At 61.9% G+C, this 17720-nt stretch carries 15 protein-coding genes and 2 pseudogenes; 10 read left to right on the forward strand and 7 right to left on the reverse strand.

The features are described from left to right. Nucleotides 1–4 precede the first annotated feature (4 nt). Together NGR_RS07070 and NGR_RS07075 are read left to right on the forward strand one after the other, a co-directional pair. A complete protein-coding gene (locus tag NGR_RS07070; RefSeq protein WP_012709410.1) occupies nucleotides 5–415 on the forward strand; it encodes an NAD(P) transhydrogenase subunit alpha in 411 nt (136 codons plus the stop codon). A 9-nt stretch (nucleotides 416–424) separates the two neighbouring features. Next, nucleotides 425–1825, forward strand: a complete 1401-nt coding sequence (locus tag NGR_RS07075; RefSeq protein ID WP_015887569.1) for an NAD(P)(+) transhydrogenase (Re/Si-specific) subunit beta — start codon at nucleotides 425–427, stop codon at nucleotides 1823–1825. A gap of 330 nt (nucleotides 1826–2155) precedes the next feature. Here the strand turns inward: NGR_RS07075 and NGR_RS07080 are convergent, their stop codons facing one another. Further along, on the reverse strand, nucleotides 2156–3265 hold the full coding sequence (locus NGR_RS07080) for an alcohol dehydrogenase catalytic domain-containing protein (RefSeq protein WP_015887570.1): 1110 nt from the start codon (nucleotides 3263–3265) through the stop codon (nucleotides 2156–2158). Nucleotides 3266–3548: 283 nt separating this feature from the next. Here NGR_RS07080 and NGR_RS07085 point away from each other — a divergent pair, with 283 nt between their 5' ends. The 6 genes from NGR_RS07085 to NGR_RS07110 all read left to right on the forward strand — a co-directional run bounded on the left by NGR_RS07085 (nucleotide 3549) and on the right by NGR_RS07110 (nucleotide 9257). Then, nucleotides 3549–4739: a cytochrome P450 gene (locus NGR_RS07085; protein ID WP_069456645.1), complete on the forward strand. Its 1191-nt coding sequence runs from the start codon at nucleotides 3549–3551 to the stop codon at nucleotides 4737–4739. Further along, nucleotides 4739–5764: an amidohydrolase family protein gene (locus NGR_RS07090; protein WP_015887572.1), complete on the forward strand. Its 1026-nt coding sequence runs from the start codon at nucleotides 4739–4741 to the stop codon at nucleotides 5762–5764. The genes NGR_RS07085 and NGR_RS07090 overlap by 1 nt, the downstream gene beginning before the upstream one ends. A 27-nt stretch (nucleotides 5765–5791) precedes the next feature. Beyond that, complete coding sequence (locus NGR_RS07095) at nucleotides 5792–6697, forward strand: ABC transporter substrate-binding protein (RefSeq protein WP_015887573.1); 906 nt, start codon at nucleotides 5792–5794, stop codon at nucleotides 6695–6697. Nucleotides 6698–6777: 80 nt separating this feature from the next. After that, nucleotides 6778–7611, forward strand: a complete 834-nt coding sequence (gene fghA, locus NGR_RS07100) for an S-formylglutathione hydrolase (RefSeq protein WP_015887574.1) — start codon at nucleotides 6778–6780, stop codon at nucleotides 7609–7611. Nucleotides 7612–7804: 193 nt separating this feature from the next. Beyond that, a complete protein-coding gene (locus NGR_RS07105; RefSeq protein ID WP_015887575.1) occupies nucleotides 7805–8659 on the forward strand; it encodes a hypothetical protein in 855 nt (284 codons plus the stop codon). A 16-nt stretch (nucleotides 8660–8675) separates the two neighbouring features. After that, nucleotides 8676–9257 (forward strand): YceI family protein, encoded by a 582-nt coding sequence (locus NGR_RS07110; RefSeq protein WP_164923950.1) that lies wholly within the window; start codon nucleotides 8676–8678, stop codon nucleotides 9255–9257. A 421-nt stretch (nucleotides 9258–9678) separates the two neighbouring features. Here NGR_RS07110 and istB (NGR_RS07115) read toward each other — a convergent pair whose 3' ends face one another. From istB (NGR_RS07115) to NGR_RS07140, 6 genes are all read right to left on the reverse strand, one after another. After that, nucleotides 9679–10575, reverse strand: a complete 897-nt coding sequence (istB, locus tag NGR_RS07115) for an IS21-like element helper ATPase IstB (protein WP_010875204.1) — start codon at nucleotides 10573–10575, stop codon at nucleotides 9679–9681. Next, complete coding sequence (istA, locus tag NGR_RS07120) at nucleotides 10572–12086, reverse strand: IS21 family transposase (RefSeq protein ID WP_010875203.1); 1515 nt, start codon at nucleotides 12084–12086, stop codon at nucleotides 10572–10574. The genes istB (NGR_RS07115) and istA (NGR_RS07120) overlap by 4 nt, the downstream gene beginning before the upstream one ends. A gap of 445 nt (nucleotides 12087–12531) precedes the next feature. Further along, nucleotides 12532–13236, reverse strand: a complete 705-nt coding sequence (locus tag NGR_RS07125) for a tetratricopeptide repeat protein (RefSeq protein WP_015887578.1) — start codon at nucleotides 13234–13236, stop codon at nucleotides 12532–12534. Nucleotides 13237–13366: 130 nt separating this feature from the next. Continuing rightward, nucleotides 13367–14143 (reverse strand): IS21-like element ISRsp2 family helper ATPase IstB, encoded by a 777-nt coding sequence (istB, locus tag NGR_RS07130; protein WP_012708757.1) that lies wholly within the window; start codon nucleotides 14141–14143, stop codon nucleotides 13367–13369. An 11-nt stretch (nucleotides 14144–14154) separates the two neighbouring features. Next, nucleotides 14155–15705, reverse strand: coding sequence for an IS21-like element ISRsp2 family transposase (gene istA / locus NGR_RS07135; RefSeq protein ID WP_010875060.1), 1551 nt, complete (start codon nucleotides 15703–15705; stop codon nucleotides 14155–14157). Nucleotides 15706–15822: 117 nt separating this feature from the next. Then, nucleotides 15823–16353 (reverse strand): hypothetical protein, encoded by a 531-nt coding sequence (locus tag NGR_RS07140; protein ID WP_015887579.1) that lies wholly within the window; start codon nucleotides 16351–16353, stop codon nucleotides 15823–15825. Nucleotides 16354–16564: 211 nt separating this feature from the next. On the opposite strand from NGR_RS07140, the pseudogene NGR_RS07145 reads away from it, so the two are divergent. Continuing rightward, a pseudogene (locus tag NGR_RS07145) lies at nucleotides 16565–16819 on the forward strand (type II toxin-antitoxin system Phd/YefM family antitoxin). Next, nucleotides 16819–17225, forward strand: a pseudogene (locus NGR_RS07150) (type II toxin-antitoxin system VapC family toxin). Before NGR_RS07145 ends, NGR_RS07150 begins: the two co-directional pseudogenes overlap by 1 nt. The last annotated feature ends 495 nt before the right edge of the window (nucleotides 17226–17720 follow it).

Raw genomic sequence — 17720 nt, forward strand, 5'->3', positions numbered from 1 at the left:
GTAAATGGCGAACGAACTTCTGGACAAGGCGCTGACCGACCTCGAACGGGCGGTCGAGGCGGTCAGGACGGCGGCCGAATACGTGCCGGATGCGGCCGGCGCCGTGGCGCATGGCGCCACCGGCGGGGCGATCGACCCCTTCGTCTTCCGCCTGGCGATCTTCGTGCTGGCGATCTTCGTCGGCTATTATGTCGTCTGGTCGGTGACGCCGGCCCTGCACACGCCGCTGATGGCGGTGACCAACGCGATCTCCTCGGTGATCGTCGTCGGCGCGCTGTTGGCGGTCGGCATCTCCGCTTCGGGGCTTGCCACCGGCTTCGGCTTCGTCGCCCTGGTGCTCGCCTCGGTCAACATCTTCGGCGGCTTCCTCGTCACCCAGCGCATGCTCGCCATGTACAAGAAAAAAGACAAGTGAGGCGGGCCGATGAACGCGAACTTCGCAGCCTTCCTCTATCTCGTCTCCGGCGTCCTGTTCATCATGGCGCTCCGCGGCCTGTCGCATCCGACCACCAGCCGCAAGGGCAATGCCTACGGCATGATCGGCATGGCCATCGCCATCGTCACGACGCTGCTCCTGGCGCTGCCGTCGATCGGCGGCTTCCTGCTGATCGTCGCCGGCCTGGCACTCGGCGGCGGCGCCGGCGCCTATATCGCCAAGCGCATCCCGATGACGGCGATGCCGCAGCTCGTCGCCGGCTTCCATTCGCTGGTCGGGCTGGCCGCCGTGCTGGTCGCCGCAGGCGCCCTCTATGCGCCGTCCTCCTACGGCATCGGCGCGGTCGGAGAGATCCACGCCCAGGCGCTCGTCGAGATAGCGCTCGGCGTGGCGATCGGCGCGATCACCTTCACCGGCTCGATCATCGCCTTTCTGAAGCTCGACGGCCGCATGTCCGGCAAGCCGATCCTGTTGCCCTACCGGCATCTGATCAATCTGGGGCTGGCGGCGCTGATCGTCTTCTTCATCGTCGGCCTGGCGCTGACCGAAAGCCACTTCGACTTCTGGGCGATCGTCCTTCTGTCGCTGGCGCTCGGCGTGCTGATCATCGTGCCGATCGGCGGCGCCGACATGCCGGTGGTGGTGTCGATGCTCAACTCCTATTCCGGCTGGGCGGCCGCCGGCATCGGCTTCACGCTCGGCAACCTGGCGCTGATCATCACCGGGGCGCTGGTCGGCTCGTCCGGTGCGATCCTCTCCTACATCATGTGCAAGGGCATGAACCGCTCGTTCGTCTCGGTGATCCTCGGCGGCTTCGGCGGCGAGACGGCGGCGGCGGGCGCAGATGACGGCGTGCAGCGGACCGTCAAGCAGGGCTCGGCCGACGACGCCGCCTTCCTGATGGCGAACGCCTCGAAGGTGATCATCGTGCCGGGCTACGGCATGGCAGTGGCGCAGGCCCAGCATGCGCTGCGTGAAATGGGCGACCAGCTGAAGGCGGCCGGCGTCGACGTCAAATACGCCATCCATCCGGTCGCCGGCCGCATGCCCGGCCACATGAACGTGCTCTTGGCCGAGGCGAACGTCCCCTATGACGAGGTGTTCGAGCTCGAGGACATCAACTCGGAATTCGCCCAGGCCGACGTCGCCTATGTCATCGGCGCCAACGACGTCACCAACCCGGCGGCGCGCGACGACAAGACCTCGCCGATCTACGGCATGCCGATCCTCGACGTCGACAAGGCCAAGACCTGCCTGTTCGTCAAGCGCTCGCTCGGCTCCGGCTATGCCGGCATCGACAACACGCTGTTCTACAAGGACGGCACGATGATGCTCTTGGGCGACGCCAAGAAGGTCACCGAAGAGATCGTCAAGGCGATCAACCACTGAGGCGTAACCAAGACCCCGGAAGTCCCGTCTGGGTCGAGGCTTCTTGCGGCCAACTTGCCCGGTCACCGCAGGTGGCCGGGCTTCATTGTCCCTTCTTCGCTCTGATCCGAGGACAGCGGTGCTCAAGCTCAAGGGTTCCTTCGGCTCCCGATTGCCCGTGATCGATCGTCTCGCGCAGGGTGACCAACGACAAAATGACCCGCGGCACTCGGAGCTCGACTGGCCATGCCGGACAGCCGTTGTCAAACGAAAGACCCGCCCAGGAGCACCGGACGGGTCTTTCGTTGTGCCATGGCTGAGATCTGTTTTTCCGTCGGGCAGCCCGACGCGCTAGATGGCGACCGCGTAATAGGTGAATCCGCCGTCGCCCTTGGTGACGCCGGAAATCGCTTCGTTGATTTCCTCCAGCGGCCAGACCATCGGCTCCATCACCGAGAGATCGACGACCTTGCTTTCCACCATGGCCGCTATATCCATGCCTTCGGCTGCGGTGAACCAGACCGAGCCGATCAGTTCCATCTGCTCATCCATCCACCATTTCACGTCGACGGGCAATTCGCCGGCCGTGCCGCCGATATTGACGATCCGGCCGCCTCTTCGCACGCCCCTCATGGCGTCGAGCATCGAGTCGAGCGGCGCCTTGGCGCCAAGCGTGTCGAGCATCAGATCGGCACCGACACCATAGGTTCTGGCTCTGACGAACTCGGCGCTTGAGCCCGTCCAGTTTGAAAAGGTTTCGATCCTGTCCGGTGCAAGCGCCTTCAGGCGGGCGAGCAATTCGTCGCCGCGCGCGACCGCGTAGATCTTGCCGATGCCCATCGCCAAGGCGAAGATCGTCGCGCCCACGCCGAGCGTTCCGGTGGCGCCGTTGATGATCAGGGAACGGCCCACAAGCGGCCCGCATTTCTTCAAGGCCGCGTAGGACGTGCCGAGGTATCCCATCCGCGATCCCTGCACAAACGACATATTGTCGGGAATCTTGACGACCTGTGCCTGCGGCGCGAGCATGTATTCGCAAAATCCGCCGTAGGGGTATCGTTTGAACATCTCCAGGCTTTTCGGATTGTAGCCGAAATAGCCGCCGAGCGTCCAATGCTGGCATGCCTGCGGATGGCCCGACGAGCAGGCGTGGCAGGCGCCACAGTAACGCCCCGGATTGACATAGACCCGGTCCCCGGGCTTGAGCGACACGACCTGCTCGCCGACCTGATGAACGATCCCGGAAGGGTCGAGTCCGTGGATTGCCGGCCGTGGCGGCAATGGCATCTGCGGATACCAAGTCTCCCAATTTGCAAGGACATTGCCGAGGTTTGGCACCATTCCGCAAGCCTTGACTTCAACAACGATATCGGTGCCTGAGGCTACCGGCCGCTCCACCTGATCTATTCTCATCGGCTCACCGACGGCGTGCAGCCGCGCGGCGCGCATGGTCTGCGTCATGACTTCCTCCCACTTGCAACTGGTTCAGATACCGATTTAAATACCAAACAGTGTGCAAATACCATTAAGTATCCCAAGACGCAAGGCTGCGCGGCTTTCAGTTCCTGTCGAAGGTTTGCCGCTGAGCGCCTTCACCATAGCGCATACGCAATCATGCATTGACACACGACGCATTGACATACTAAAAGGTATTTGAAGTCCGAATGGTATGTGAAATCCTGATGGCGGAAGGAGTGGTGCCGAGAGCGGCACCGATGCCGGAAGGTTTGCGTGGGAGGTGGAAATGGCAAGTGATGCGTCTGCCCTGACAGGGGCGAACCTGTACAATGATCCCTACCCGGTTTACGCGCGACTGCGCCGCGAGGCCCCGGTCGCGTTCTTCGCGGGGACCAACGAGTATTTCGTTACACGGTATGAGGATTGCCGCACGGTCGGCGCGAACGACAGGGTGTTCGGACCGTCGGGCGCTCCGGATCGGCCGGAGGCGCGCGTCATGGGCATGCCCAATGTCCTGACCATGTCGGGGGAGGAGCATGCCTGCCTGCGCGAGGGCATCGACCTCAACCTGACGCAGGAGCGCGTGCGCTCCTATGTCGACCGCCTGACCCGACCGGTGGTGCAGCGGTTTATCGATGAGATCAGACCGAAGGGCGCGGCAAATCTGACGACCGAGCTTTTCGAGCCGATCTCGGTGCGCTGTATCGGCGACGTGATCGGCCTGACGGAAACCTCGAACGACAATCTGGTCGAGTGGTTCCACGCGATGGCGCTGGGTCTCCAGAATGTTTCCAACGACCAGGCGGTCTGGGACCGGCTCGACGCCGCTCTCGCCGATATCGACAACCAGCTGGGCGCACTTTATGACGCAGCGCTTTCGAAGCCCAACCACACGCTGATGAGCCACGTCATGCATGGCGGCATGCCCGAGGGCAAGGCGCGCAGCCTTAAGGAGATTTCGCCGACCATGCGCGTCATCATCCTGGGCGGCCTGCAGGAACCTGGCCATGCGGCCGCAAACGCCTGCGCCGGGTTACTGTCGAACCCGGAACAGGCGAAGGTCATGGCGGAAGATCCGTCGGCTCACGCGCTGAAGGCTTTCGACGAGGGGCTGCGCTGGATCGCGCCGATCGGGGTGACGCCCCGTGTGGCCGCGCAGGATTTCGAGATCGCCAGCACCGTCATCCCGGCGGGGTCCTCCGTAGCCATCGTCATGGGGTCCGCAAACCGCGACGAAGCGCGCTTCGAGAATGCGGATCAGTTCGACATGTTGCGCAAGAAGAAGCAGCACGTCTCCTTCGGCTTCCGTCCGCATTTCTGTTCGGGGCATTTCCTGTCGCGCGCCATGGGCGAGATCGCGCTCGAAGAGGCGTTCAGGCAATTGCCGAACCTGCGCCTTGACCCCGAGCAGGAAGTGAAGGCCAAGGGCTGGCGCTTCCGCGGCGTGAACGTGCTGCCGGCAAAGTGGGATGCGTGATGACCCTGATTATCGACTGCCACGGCCACTTCACCACCGAACCGCAGAAACACCATGACTTCCGCAAGGCGCAGGTCGCCTTTGCGGAAGGCAGGGTCAGGGAGAGGCCGGCCTATCCCGGCATTTCCGACGAGCAGTTATACGCGATCATCGAGGCCAACCAGCTGAAGCTTCAGAAGGAGCGCGGCTCGGATCTGACGATCATCAGTCCACGGGCCTCGGGGATGGGGCATCACATCGACAATGTGGAGATCGCCGGTGAATGGGCGCGAATCTCGAACGACAACGTCAAGCGCATCGTCGACCTGTTCCCGGAGAATTTCGCCGGCGTGTGTCAACTGCCGCAAACCGTCGACGGGGATCTACGGGCCGTGATCGCCGAACTCGAGCGTTGCGTCGCTCAAGGCTTCGTCGGCTGCAATCTCAATCCGGATCCGTCCGGCGGACGCTGGAGTGCTCCGCCGATCTATGACGAATGGTGGGATCCGCTCTGGGAGGCGATGGTTGGGCTCGACGTTCCGGCGATGATCCACGTATCGGGCTCGTGCGAGCGCTGTCTGCACACGACCGGCGCCCACTACATCAATGCCGACACCGCCGTATTCATGCAGCTCATCCAGGGCGATCTCTTCGAACGGCATCCCAGGCTGCGGCTGATCATACCACACGGCGGCGGCGCTGCCCCCTATCATTGGGGACGCTATCGGGGTCTGTCGATCATGCTCGAAAAACCGCCGCTTACCGAGCACCTGATGAACAACCTGTTCTTCGACACCTGCGTCTATCATCAGGCCGGCATCGACACGCTCTTCCGCGTGGTGGACAAGAAGAACATCCTGTTCGGCGCGGAACTGCTCGGCGCCGTGAAGGCTGTGGACCCGGAAACGGGGCACAGCTTCGATGACACCAAGCGCTATATCGATGCGCTCGGCTTCAGCGCCGAGGACAGGCACGCGATCTTCGAAGGCAATGCGCGCCGCGCCTACCCCCTGCTCGACAAGAGACTCAAGGCGCAGAACCGCTAGTTCGCGGCCGCACAAGGAGGAACAATTATGACTATCGTTAAGTTGGCGGGTGGCGCACAGGGCTTCAACTGGCTTCCCGTATTCGTCGCCGAAGAGCAGGGCCTGTTCGAGAAATACGGGCTGAAGGTTGAATATCTGCGTCTCGGCAGCGTCGACAAGGCGACGACCGCCGTAGCCGAAGGGGCGGCGGATCTGGCGATCACGCCGCCGGAAGGGGCGGTCTCGAGCTACATCAAGGGCGGTGACCTGCGCATCGTCGCGTCGAACTCGAACCGCCTGCCGATGTCGCTCGTCGCGCATCCGTCAATCGGATCGATCGCCGCGCTCAAGGGTAAGAAAATCGGCACCTCGTCGCTGACCGAGGGAACGGCGATCTACACGCAGCTGCTGCTTTCCCGCGACGGGCTGAAATATCCGGGCGACTACGAATTCGCGCTTGCCGGCGTGCACACCAAGCGGTGGGAGGCGCTCCAGGCGGGAGATATCGATTGCGCCCCGCAGCCGGCTCCCTGGAACTTCCTGGCAGAAGCCGCGGGTTACAACCTCATCGGCGAGGTCAATGACGCCATTCCGGAAATCGTATTTGCCGCGCTCATTGCCAGAACAGATTGGCTCGAAGCCAATGGTGAGACGATGTGCAAGCTCCTGAAGGCGCTTGTCGAGGCATACCGGATCACCAACGATCCCGCCAAGGAGAGCATCACACTGCCGATCTTCCAGCGCGTTACCGTGCCGGATGATGCCTGGCTCGCACTCCGCGGCCTGCGCTATATGCGCGATATGGGCATGTGGCCGAATGGGCTCGCCATCCCCGAGAAGGCACTTGAGACCACGATCGACCTGATGATCCGGGCGGGGCTGCTGGACGAAGACCATCGCAGGTCGGCGACCGGCGTCTTCGATATGTCCTATCTCGCCAAGGCGCTTGCCTGACGCTACGCGCTGCGGAGCGTCAGCCGAGGGACAGGGGGCCGCGATGCAAGCGGCCGACGCCGATTGCTTGAGGGGCTTCCATGAAAATCATCTCGCAGAACACCGCCTTCGGCGGCATGCAGGGCGTCTTCGCCCATGACTCCAAGACCTGCAAGGGCGAAATGACTTTCGCCGTCTATGTGCCGCCACAGGCGACCCGCGAACCGCGCCCGGTGCTCTGGTATCCCTCCGGCCTCACCTGCACCCACGCCAACGTCATGGAAAAGGGCGAATACCGCCGCATGGCCGCCGAGCTCGGCCTGATCATCGTCTGCCCGGACACCAGCCCGCGTGGGGCGGACGTGGCGGACGAGCTGACGAACTGGCAGATGGGCAAGGGCGCCGGCTTCTACCTGGACGCGACGGAGGCGCCGTGGGCCGAACACTATCGGATGTACAGCTACATCACCGAGGAACTGCCGGCGCTTGTCCGCGAGCATTTCCGCGTCGACATGGACCGGCAGGGCATCTTCGGCCATTCGATGGGCGGCCACGGCGCCATGACGATCGCGCTCAAGAACCCGGAGCGCTTCAGGAGCTGCTCGGCCTTTGCACCGATCGTCGCGCCGTCGTCTGCCGACTGGTCCGTCGGAGCCTTCGAGAAATACCTCGGCGCTGATAAAGCCGCCTGGCGAAAATACGACGCCTGCGCGCTCGTCGAGGACGGCGCCCGCTTTCCGGAATTCCTGGTCGACCAGGGCAAGGCGGATGGCTTCCTCGACAACGGTCTCAGGCCGTGGCTCTTCGAAGAGGCGGTGAAGGACACCGGCATTGGCCTGACGCTTCGCATGCACGAGCGCTACGACCATTCCTACTATCTCAACTCGACCTTCATGGACGATCACCTGAGGTGGCACGCCGACAGGCTCGGCTGAGCGGGCCGCTGTCGCGGTCCCGCTGCCGTGCGTCTGCAGAAGGGAATTGACAAACCTCGATAATAAATACTAAAAGGTATTCCGAGACTGAATAGTATTTAAATTACCATTGGTCTGTGCCGCTGCCCTGGGGAGGAGAAACGGTGCTGCAGCAATCGCTCATTCAAATCTTTCCGCCGAGAGGGTGACTTCGATGGGAGACACCCCGCAGGAAGCCATCGTTATCGGGATGACGTCGGTATCGATTGCCGCCTTCGCGCTTGCGGGCCTTCGGCGCGCTCTGAGCCTCGACGCGGCCTGGACCGGGCTGATCGTCTCGGCTGCCTTTCTGGCGTCCTATTTCCTCGTCTATCAGAAGATTCCGCCGTTTCCGGCCGTCGGGGCAGTGAACAAGATCTTCTACGTATCCTTGGCCGGTGCCGTCGCCGGCTTCGCTGCCGATCTCGCCAATCGTCCGCGCCTCGCTGGCTGGCTGTCTTTGGTGCAGCCGCTCGCGGCAGCCTTGTACATCGCACAGAGTCGGCTAACAGTCGCGCCGCTCGAAATCGCCGTGGCCGTGGCCGCCGGCATGCTGTCGATGACGCTGCTGCAACGGGACTTCGGCGGTTCGACCGCGGAGGAAGGCATGAAACGCATGCTACTTCTCGCCATCGCCACCCTCGGCTTTGCTCCTATTGCGCTCCTTGGCGCATCATCGTCGAGCCTGCAGGTCTGTCTGATATTCGCGGTCGCGCTCCTGGCGATTGTCGTTTGGAGTTTTGGAAGCGATGACAATCCCTTCGGTACGTCCGCCTTGCTGGGGGGAGCGGGCGGGATGTTGTCGGTCGTCTATGCGGTGACGCTGATAACCCGCAAGGCCGATCTCCTCGCGCTCGCGACGCTCGGGCTCGTCTTTCTCGTTCCGGAGATCACGACGCGGATAAAATGGATCGGCCGTCTTCGGAGCTGCTTTGCACGTCTTTTCGCCTTCGGGTTGCTCTGCGCGGTACCCGCCGCCACCGCGGCCGCGATTGCAATCCTTTCATACGGTTCGAGCTTTCCAATTTGACAAGGGAGGAATGTCAATGATCAAGCTTGCATGCGCCTATATCGGATCGGTTCTCGTTGCGGCGGCGCTATCGATCGGCCCGGCCCGGGCGCGAACTTACGATATCGACATTGTTCACTCAAACATCGTGTTCTTCATTGATCATCTGGGTTTTTCACGTGTGGTCGGGGTTGCGCGGAATTTCGGAGGGAACTTCGAATTTGATCCCGCCAAGCCGGAAGCGAGTTCACTCGATGTGACGGTCAAGGTCGAGAGCATCTCCACCAACAACAAACAACGCGACAGCGATATCCAGGGCGCCGATTGGTTCAATGCGGCCGAGTTTCCGGACATCACCTTCGTTGGAAAGGCGTACGAGCGGACCGGGGAGAAGACCGGCAAGGTTGTTGGCGATCTCACGATCGCCGGAATCACCCAGCCAGCCACCCTCGACGTCACCTTCAACAAAGAGGGCGAAAACCCCTGGGACAAGAGCCAGGTCGTCGGCTTCAGTGCCGAAACGACCGTCAAGCGAAGTGACTTCGGCTTGAAGACCGCACTCGGCATGATCGGCGATGATGTGAAGCTCTATATCGAGATCGAGGGGAGGGGGCGCTGAACTCGCATCCCAGCGAGGTCGGTTGATGCGACGAGCTATTGCCACCCTGGCAAAACGGGGTGGCAATGCCTTTGGGGATAACAGCCCTTTGCCGCATGACTGGGCCGGAGATCCGCTTCCCATCAAGAACTGTGGGGCCTACCGCAAAACATTCCTGTCTGAGCGGTGTTTGGAAATGAACCTGCTGTGAGCCGCGCCGTCATGCCGGTCCGGGACATCGGCGGATTCGACGCGACTAGCAAGGTTGGCTCAGAGCGTCGACTAGGATGTGGCGCTCGCGGCCTGTCACCCTTCTGCACTTCTTTGCGATCGGTAGGCGTTCCCCTTTCGGGCGCCGAAAATCGCATAATGTATCAACGGGAACTGCCGCCTATAGCGCGGCGATCAGGATGAGACGGCGGCGACAATCTGGATGAGACTCTTATGTCGCGGTCGGCATGAAGGTATCATGTTGATTGTCGCTGGCAAGGGTCTCATCGTGTTCTGATTGTCGCTCCGCGACAATCAGGGAAGCACTTTTGGTTGTCGCGAAGGCGGCGGGTCTGCCGCGGTGGCGTTTGGCTTCCATGGCGGAACGTCGCCGATAGCTTTCGACGTTCATTTCGAAGATCGTTGCGTGATGAACAAGTCGGTCCACCGCGGCAAGCGTCATGGCCGGGTCCGGAAAGACGCGGTTCCATTCTCCGAAGGGCTGATTGGCGGTTATCATGATGGAACGCCGCTCATATCTTGCGGAGATGAGTTCGAACAGCACGCTGGTTTCGGCCTGGTCCTTGGTGACGTAGGCCAGATCGTCGAGGATGAGCAGATCGAACTTGTCGAGCTTTGCGATGGCGGATTCGAGCTGGAGTTCACGCCGTGCGACCTGAAGCTTCTGGACGAGGTCGGTCGTGCGCGTGAACAGCACCCGCCAACCATTCTCGATCAGCGCGAGGCCGATGGCGGCGGCGAGATGGCTCTTTCCGCCGCCCGGCGGACCGAACAGGAGGATATTGGCACCTTTGGCGAGCCAACTGTCGCCGGCGGCAATGGCCATGACCTGGGCCTTGGAGACCATGGGCACGGCGTCGAAAGCGAAGCTCTCGAGCGTCTTTCCGGGCGGCAGATGCGCCTCGGCGAGGTGACGTTCGATCCTGCGATGCGCCCGTTCAGCCAGTTCATGCTCGGCGATGGCCGAAAGGAAACGAGCCGCAGGCCACCCTTCACGATCGGCCTGTTCGGCAAATTGCGGCCACAGCGTTTTGATCGTCGGCAGCCTCAGGTCATTGAGCATGATGCCGAGGCGGGCTTCGTCGATGGTGTTGTGGACGTTTTTCATGCGGCCTCTCCCGCATAAGCAGACCCCATCAGGGCTTCATAGCTATTGAGCGATGCGAGCTGCACATGCACGGTCGGCAACTGATCCGGGTCCGGACCGAAGATGGCTCTCAAGGCCATCAGGTCGGGCAGTTTGCGGGCGTCGAGCGTTCTGGCAAGCTCCTCGGCCAGTTCACGCTCGCAACCGCGATCATGAGCCAGGGCCAGCAATTCGACGGTGATCTTGCAAGCCTGCCGGTCAGGCAGTTGCTCGATGAGAGCGTCGAAAGCCCTGCGATATTCCGGCCGGGGGAAGAGCTTGTCGCGATAGACCAGGTTGAGAAGCGCCATGGGCTTTTTGCGCAGAGAGTGGATGACGTGGTGATAGTTGACGACCTGGTCATGCTTGCCGCTCGCGTGGGCGCGACCTCGTGGCAACGTCAGCAGATGCGTGCCGCCGATGAAGACGTCGAGACGATCGTCAAACAAACGCACACGCAGCCGATGGCCGATCAAACGGGAGGGGACGGTGTAGAAGACTTTGCGCAAGGCGAAGCCGCCGGTGCGCGACACGGTGACGACTACCTCCTCGAAGTCGGTGGTGCGGCGCTCGGGAAGCACCTGCAGATGCGGGCGCTCGGCATCAATGCGCTTGCCATGCGCGGCATTGCGGCGGCTGACGATCTCGTCGATGAAGGCGCGGTAGGAGCGCAGATCGTCGAAGTCTCTGGTGCCGCGCATCAGGAGTGCATCGCGGACTGCGTTCTTGAGATGGCCGTGGGAGCTTTCGATTGAGCCGTTCTCGTGGGCGACGCCCTTGTTGTTGCGCGTCGGCGTCATCCGGTAGTGAGCGCACAGCTCCTCATAGCGGTTTGTCAGATCGACCTTGGCATCGGCATCGAGGTTGCGGAAGGCAGCCGACAGGCTGTCGCTGCGGTGATAGAGCGGCGAACCGCCGACCGACCACAGGGCGTTCTGCAGGCCCTCCGCCAAGGCGACGAAGCTTTCGCCGCCAAGGATGACATGGGCGTGCTCAAAACCCGACCAAACCAGCCGGAAGTGATAGAGCAGATGGTCGAGCGGTTGGCCGGCGATCGTCACGCTGAGGCTGCCCATGTCGGTAAAATCCGACAGCCCTAGTCGGCCGGGCTCGTGCGTCTGGCGGAAGATCACCTCCTGTGCTTCACCGTGAACCGCCCGCCATGACCGGATGCGCCGCTCAAGTGTGCGGCGAATGCCTTCGGGCAGTTCCGGATGACGCCGCAGCATCTCGTCGTAAACGGCGACCGCACGAATGCCGGGAGCGGCCTTGAGGAGCGGAACGACCTCCGCATCAAAGATATGCTCAAGCGGATCGGGTCGACGCCGACCGCGGGGCGGCTTGTTCTGCGACGGAAGGCGCTGCTCTTTCTCCATGCGGAACGCCGTCGCCCGGCTGATCGACGCCTTCGCGGCGGCGACCTCAACAGAATGCGTTTGTCGGTACTTCATGAATAATCTCATCTGATGATCGGTTACATGGCGACCCGGCACAAAGGTGGTTCTCCATTCCAGAAAACCGCCACCGTAGCGGGCCGACCGCGATCATGAGACGCCTAAAAATTGCGCCGCGGCGGGGGTGTAACTCCGGTCGGGCTACGCCCTCCCTTCGTCACACCCCCACCGCCGAGTCTCATCCTGATTGACGCTGAGTCTCACCTTGTTTGTCGCCGCGCAGCCGCCACCGCGAGCCACGAAAATTGGGTTGGGGACGGCGCTTCTCATCGTCGGTGGCCGCCGTTCGATTGTTCGATTCCTTTCAAGAGCGGGGGTTGAGCTGCGGGATTCGCCTTCAAGGATCTACGTTGGCGATATTCGGGATGACCGCAAAGGGGCATTTCCCCACTTGGTCTTCTCGCTGCATGAACGAACGCGCCCCAAGAGCAGAAAGGCAGATAAATCGACGGGCCTAATTCTTGGTGGTCCCCGAAGCGAAATGTCAGACCTCTTTGATCGCTTGATTGGCCATGGCGTCCTCGGCCCTCGTTTCAACTTCAATTAGCGCTTGGAACCGCGGATCACGATGCAACGGTGCGAGGTCACTATCGCTTTTCATCCAATCGATGAATTCGGGGGGCATACGCGAAACGCAGGTCTCCAGTAGGTCAAGAGCCTGGTCGGACTCGCCCATTCTGGCCGAGGCACAAGCCAGATTGTAGCGGTCAAGGGTGTCATCGGGGTCCATGACGACACTTGCTCGCGAGATCCATTCCTTGGCGCGTTCGAACTCCCCGAGGTAGGCCAATGCGTGAGCGCCACAAACAACCGCATGCGCGTTGTCGGGCCGCAACGCGATCTCCCGTTCAGCACGCTCCAGCGCGCGTCGTGCGGCGGCGATGCTTTCCTCCAGCTTGCCAAGCGCTGTCCAGCTTTGAGCGACAAAGCCTGGAGAGATGTAGTCGCTTTCAAGAAGCTGAGCGGCTCGCTCGAAGTGTTCGATTGCCTCTTCATGGCGGCCAAGGCGCATGCTGGTTCGGCCAAAACTGTGATGGCCGTCATAGGAGTTCGGGTCCAGGCGCAACGATTTTTGGTGTGAGGCGAGAGCCTCATCGAAACGCCCAAGATCGGCGAGAATCCGTCCCTTGGCTGCGTGTGCCTCAGACGAGGTCGGATCCAACGAGAGTGCCCTCTCGGCCGCTGACATGCCCCGTTCCTCCGCCCTTCCGCCTGCGCGCTTCGCAAAAACTGGACATTGATTCCGCTAAATCCCGGACAGCAATTTCATTAAAGTCCGGACAGTTTGATGCGGTTGGTCCTCGGCAGCCTGGTTAGCATCAGGGCTGATTGATTTCGCCGTTTTCTGCCCCAGTCAAGAGGGGTGCGCTTTTTTGCTTTCGCATGCTCTCGCCCCGGAGGGTGATGCGGTGAGCATTGTGGACGATACGGTCGAGTATGGCGTCGGCGACCGTGCTGTCGGCAATAAGGTCGTGCCAGCTTGCCACGGGAACCTGAGCTGTGATCAGGGTGGACTTTCGCTGATAACGCTCCTCGACGATTTCGAAGAGGTGAAAGCGCTGCTGATCGGAGAGCGTATGGGTTCCAAAGTCATCGAGGATGAGGAGCTGGACGCGGGTGAGCCTGTCGATGAGGCGGGGGAAGGAGCCGTCGAGGCGGGCAAGCGCGAGCTCCTCGAACATTCGGGGCACGCGCACATAGAGCACGGAGTGACCGAGCCTGGCCGCTTGCCTGCCGAAGGCACAGGCCAGCCATGACTTGCCGGTGCCGGTGTGGCCGGTGATGATCAGGCCCTCGTGGGCGGTGAGCCATTGCCCCTGGGCGAGCGCCATGGTGTTGCGCCGGTCGAGACCGCGGGCGGCGGCGAAGTCGATATCTTCGATACAGGCCTGGGCAAAGCGTAGCTTGGCGGAGGCGAGCCGGTTACGGATGCGCTTGTCGGCGCGCAGGGTGACTTCGCGGTCGAGCATCAGTCCGAGCCACTCATCGCGGCTGAGCTCATTGGTGCCGGACTGCTCGGTCAATTCGCGCCAGGCGGCGGCCATGCCCGTCAGCCCGAGGGCCTGCATCTGGTCGAGGGTGGGGTTCGTCAGCATTCTTGCTTCCTTCACTGGTAGTAGGATCGGCCACGGATATTGGTATGCGCAGGCGTGGGGGCCGCGTGTTCAGCCTGCGGTCTTTCCCGGTCGAGGCCGGATTTGAGGATGGAGGCGACGGAGGAATAGGTGATGGCATTAATGGTGAGCGCCCGCTCACAGGCCGCCTCGAGGCGCTGGGATCCATAGCGCGGCGCCAGCGACAGAATGCCCATGGCCGAGCGGTATCCCTGTTCCGGATGCGGCCTGTCGCGCATCATGCGTTCGACCAGGATGGCGGCATTGGGGCCGATCTGGGTCGCACGGCCGATCAGATTGGCCGGCGTGGTGTTGGCATAGCGCTGATGCGCCTTGGGCATATGGTCGTTGACGGTGACGTGGCCGGAACGCTGGGAGCGGCGAACATGGCTGGCGACACGCTGGTGGTCGTGGAAGATCTCGACCACCCGGTGGGTGAGCCGCACCTGGAGGGTGCATCCGATCAGCCGATGCGGCACCGAGTAGAAGGTCTTGTCGACCTCGACATGATAGTCCGGATGGACCTTCGCCGACTTCCATTCCGCATATTCGAACGGTATCGCCGGCAAGGGCTTCAAGGCTGGCCGCTCGATCTCCTCGAACAGCTCGCGGCGGCTTTTGCCGACATGGCGCATCGTCCGGTTGTTCAGGTCCTCGAGCAATTCGGCAATCGCCGTGTTGAGGGCGGCAAGCGAGAAGAAGGTACGGTTCCTGAGCCGGGCCAGAATCCAGCGTTCCACGATCAATACCGCGCCTTCGACCCGGCCTTTGTCGCGCGGTTTCCTGCTGCGGGTCGGCAGGATCGTGGTGTCGTAATGCTCCGCCATGGCGGCGAACGTCGCAGTCAATGTCGGCTCGAACCAAAGGGCCTTGGCCACCCCCGATTTGAGGTTGTCGCACACGATTGCCTTGGTGACCCCACCATAGAAGGTCAGAGCACGCACCTGACCGTCGATCCAATCCGGCAACTGCTGGCTAAAGCTGGCATGGGCGAAGGTCAGGTTGGAGGCGCCCAGCACCGCGACAAAGATTTGGGCCGGATGGATGACACCGGTTGCCGGATCGATCACCGGCACCGTCGGCCCGGCATAGTCGGTCTGCATCACGGCGCCCGCCGCGTGCCGATTGCGGAACGCTACACTGGTGCGCTGCCGAAAGGCGGCAACCTGCTCGCAGAACCAGGTGAAGCCGTAACCATCAGGATGGCTGGCGCGGTATTCCTGCCATAGAAGCGTCAGCGTCACGCCTTTGCGCTTCAGCTCCCGAACCACCAGCGCCCAGTCCGGCTCGCTGAGATCGCGCGGCGGTCGACCGGCTCGGCCGAACAGCCGCCGCTCCAGCTTTGCATCCTCGTCCGCGCCGATTGGCAACGGCCACGAAAGCCCGGCTTCCCGAGATCGCAGCAAATAGGTCGATACCGAGCTCTTGCCGATCTTCAGCCGCTCGGCAATCTCGCGCACCGAAAGACCCTCTTCATGGGTCAGGCGCAGAATAGTCCGGATATCCCTCACTGTCGTTCGTCTTGCTTGCTTCCGTCTCGGCATCGGCCCCTCTCAACGTTGTCGTGAGAGGCCTAACCAACAAGACGGCGCAGCCGCGAACCAACCCGTCAAACCGCCGCCGGAAACTGTCCGGGATTTAGCGGAATCGCTGTCCGGGAATTACTGAAAACTGTGTCCGGAGATTACCGGAAATCCTGTCCGGACTTTGCCGAAACCCGCACTTCCGCCAAAGTGAAGTTCGGCCTGGCTATGGGCGATCATTGCCCAGGCTCGAGCATAGTTGGGATCGACCTCCACCGCTCTCTGACAGATCCGAAGGGCAATTTCCACGTGCCGTATGCCATGCTGCAGGTAGTGTCGGCTTAACAGGTAGAGCTGGTAGGCCTCAGGGTTATGGGTCGAGCGGCGCTCGATCGCTTGCCGTTCGGTCGGCAAGAGCTTGACCTTCAAAGCCTCGACAATCGCCTTCGATATCTCATCCTGCAGCGCAAAGATGTCGTCCAAGTCGCGGTCGTATCGCTCGGCCCAGAGATGATTGCCCCTTGCACCGTCGATCAATTGCGCCGCAATACGCACCCGGCCGCCCGCCTTGCGCACGCTACCTTCGACAACATGGCTGACCCTCAGCTGCCGAGCCACGTGATCCGGGACGGTCGTTCCGTCCCGGTCTCCGCCCGTCGAAGATCGCATTATGTATCGTCTGGAAACGACGGCGTTGGATTCAGTAGCCGTGGTTCCATGACGTGAGGAAGATCAATCGGCCGTAAGGCCTGACAATCGAGATCGCCGATCGTGCGGCTTCGCCCGCCGGCCGTCGATCGGCCGCGTGGCAAATTGGCACTTTCAATGGCAGACAAACAGTACATAGCTAGACAGTCTCTAGCCAACTCGGAGCGAAACTATGGAATGGCAACTGTAGGACGCCAAGAACCAATTCTCGAAGGTCGTGCAGAAGGCGCGCCATGAAGGGCCGCAGATTGTCACGCTGCGCGGTGAGCGCGCGGCCGTCGTGCTGTCCGCTCACGACTACGGCGCTCTACGCGCCGGCCGGCCGACGCTGGTCGATGATCTGTTTGGCGGTCCCGCTTGGGACGATCAGCTCGCTGATGCGGTGAATGTACGCGTCAAGACGCCAAGCCGCGATGTCGCCTTCTGATGTATCTGATTGACACCAATATCGTCTCAGAGGCGCGACGCGGGACGCCGCAGGCGGTCTCCTGGCTGCGCTCTGTCGATCCGCTCAGCATCCACCTGAGTGCGCTCACCCTCGGCGAAATCATGCGCGGCATTGCCCTGAAACAGAGGTCGGATCCGAAGACTGCCGCGCACCTCACCGAATGGCTGCGCAAGCTGCGCCACAACCATGGCGACCGCATCTTGCCGATAACTGACAAAATCGCGGTCGAATGGGGCCGCCTCGCGCAATCCGCTCCCGCGGCGAGATCGACGGATTGATCGCTGCGACCGCTATCGTCCACGATCTCATCCTTGTCACGTGCAATGTCAAGGATTTCGAAGACACAGACGCCTCCGTGATCAACCCTTGGGAGACGGCGGCGTGAGCCGTTCGGCGTCGTACGCCGATCTTAGCCACCAGCGATTCAAGGGGAATCGCAATGCATGCGGACGCCGGTGTGCCGAGCCGGCCGTATTTCTCATAGGAGGCAAAGGCGAGCCTGTCCTTGTCGGTCCCTTCGGTAGTCTCTTTGAAGATCCTGCAGACGAACGTGCTTGCTTTTCCAGGCCGCGAATCCTTGCTGGCCGAGCTCGGACGCATCGAGCCGATCCTCAGGACGGAAGCCAGTCGTGTCAAAAATTGAAACTTGTGACCTGATGCGATCCGGGGAATCTCTGCCGGCTCCAGGACGACGATGGCCGAGACTATTCACACGCCTGAGCAGGCAGGCCGCCGCGAGTGGGTTGGCCTGTGCGTCCTGTCGATCGCATGCGTCATCTCGGTGCTGTTCCGTCATTGTCACGCCATGGCCGCGCCGGATAGACCGAAGCCCGGAACTGAGCTGCACCGAGACGCTCGAGTAAGGTGAACTTTATAGACC

Origin of the sequence: Sinorhizobium fredii NGR234 (assembly GCF_000018545.1) — a bacterium.
GTDB lineage: Bacteria > Pseudomonadota > Alphaproteobacteria > Rhizobiales > Rhizobiaceae > Sinorhizobium > Sinorhizobium fredii_A.

Excerpts from the sequence above, each read along its gene's own strand:
- NGR_RS07110 (WP_164923950.1), top strand. The coding sequence starts at position 8,676 with ATGATCAAGCTTGCATGCGCCTATATCGGATCGGTTCTCGTTGCGGCG.
- NGR_RS07095 (WP_015887573.1), top strand. The coding sequence starts at position 5,792 with ATGACTATCGTTAAGTTGGCGGGTGGCGCACAGGGCTTCAACTGGCTT.
- NGR_RS07085 (WP_069456645.1), top strand. The coding sequence starts at position 3,549 with ATGGCAAGTGATGCGTCTGCCCTGACAGGGGCGAACCTGTACAATGAT.
- NGR_RS07140 (WP_015887579.1), bottom strand. The coding sequence starts at position 16,353 with ATGCGATCTTCGACGGGCGGAGACCGGGACGGAACGACCGTCCCGGAT.
- istB (WP_010875204.1), bottom strand. The coding sequence starts at position 10,575 with ATGAAAAACGTCCACAACACCATCGACGAAGCCCGCCTCGGCATCATG.
- istB (WP_012708757.1), bottom strand. The coding sequence starts at position 14,143 with ATGCTGACGAACCCCACCCTCGACCAGATGCAGGCCCTCGGGCTGACG.
- NGR_RS07090 (WP_015887572.1), top strand. The coding sequence starts at position 4,739 with ATGACCCTGATTATCGACTGCCACGGCCACTTCACCACCGAACCGCAG.
- istA (WP_010875060.1), bottom strand. The coding sequence starts at position 15,705 with ATGCCGAGACGGAAGCAAGCAAGACGAACGACAGTGAGGGATATCCGG.
- fghA (WP_015887574.1), top strand. The coding sequence starts at position 6,778 with ATGAAAATCATCTCGCAGAACACCGCCTTCGGCGGCATGCAGGGCGTC.
- NGR_RS07070 (WP_012709410.1), top strand. The coding sequence starts at position 5 with ATGGCGAACGAACTTCTGGACAAGGCGCTGACCGACCTCGAACGGGCG.
- NGR_RS07075 (WP_015887569.1), top strand. The coding sequence starts at position 425 with ATGAACGCGAACTTCGCAGCCTTCCTCTATCTCGTCTCCGGCGTCCTG.
- NGR_RS07105 (WP_015887575.1), top strand. The coding sequence starts at position 7,805 with ATGGGAGACACCCCGCAGGAAGCCATCGTTATCGGGATGACGTCGGTA.
- NGR_RS07080 (WP_015887570.1), bottom strand. The coding sequence starts at position 3,265 with ATGACGCAGACCATGCGCGCCGCGCGGCTGCACGCCGTCGGTGAGCCG.
- NGR_RS07125 (WP_015887578.1), bottom strand. The coding sequence starts at position 13,236 with ATGTCAGCGGCCGAGAGGGCACTCTCGTTGGATCCGACCTCGTCTGAG.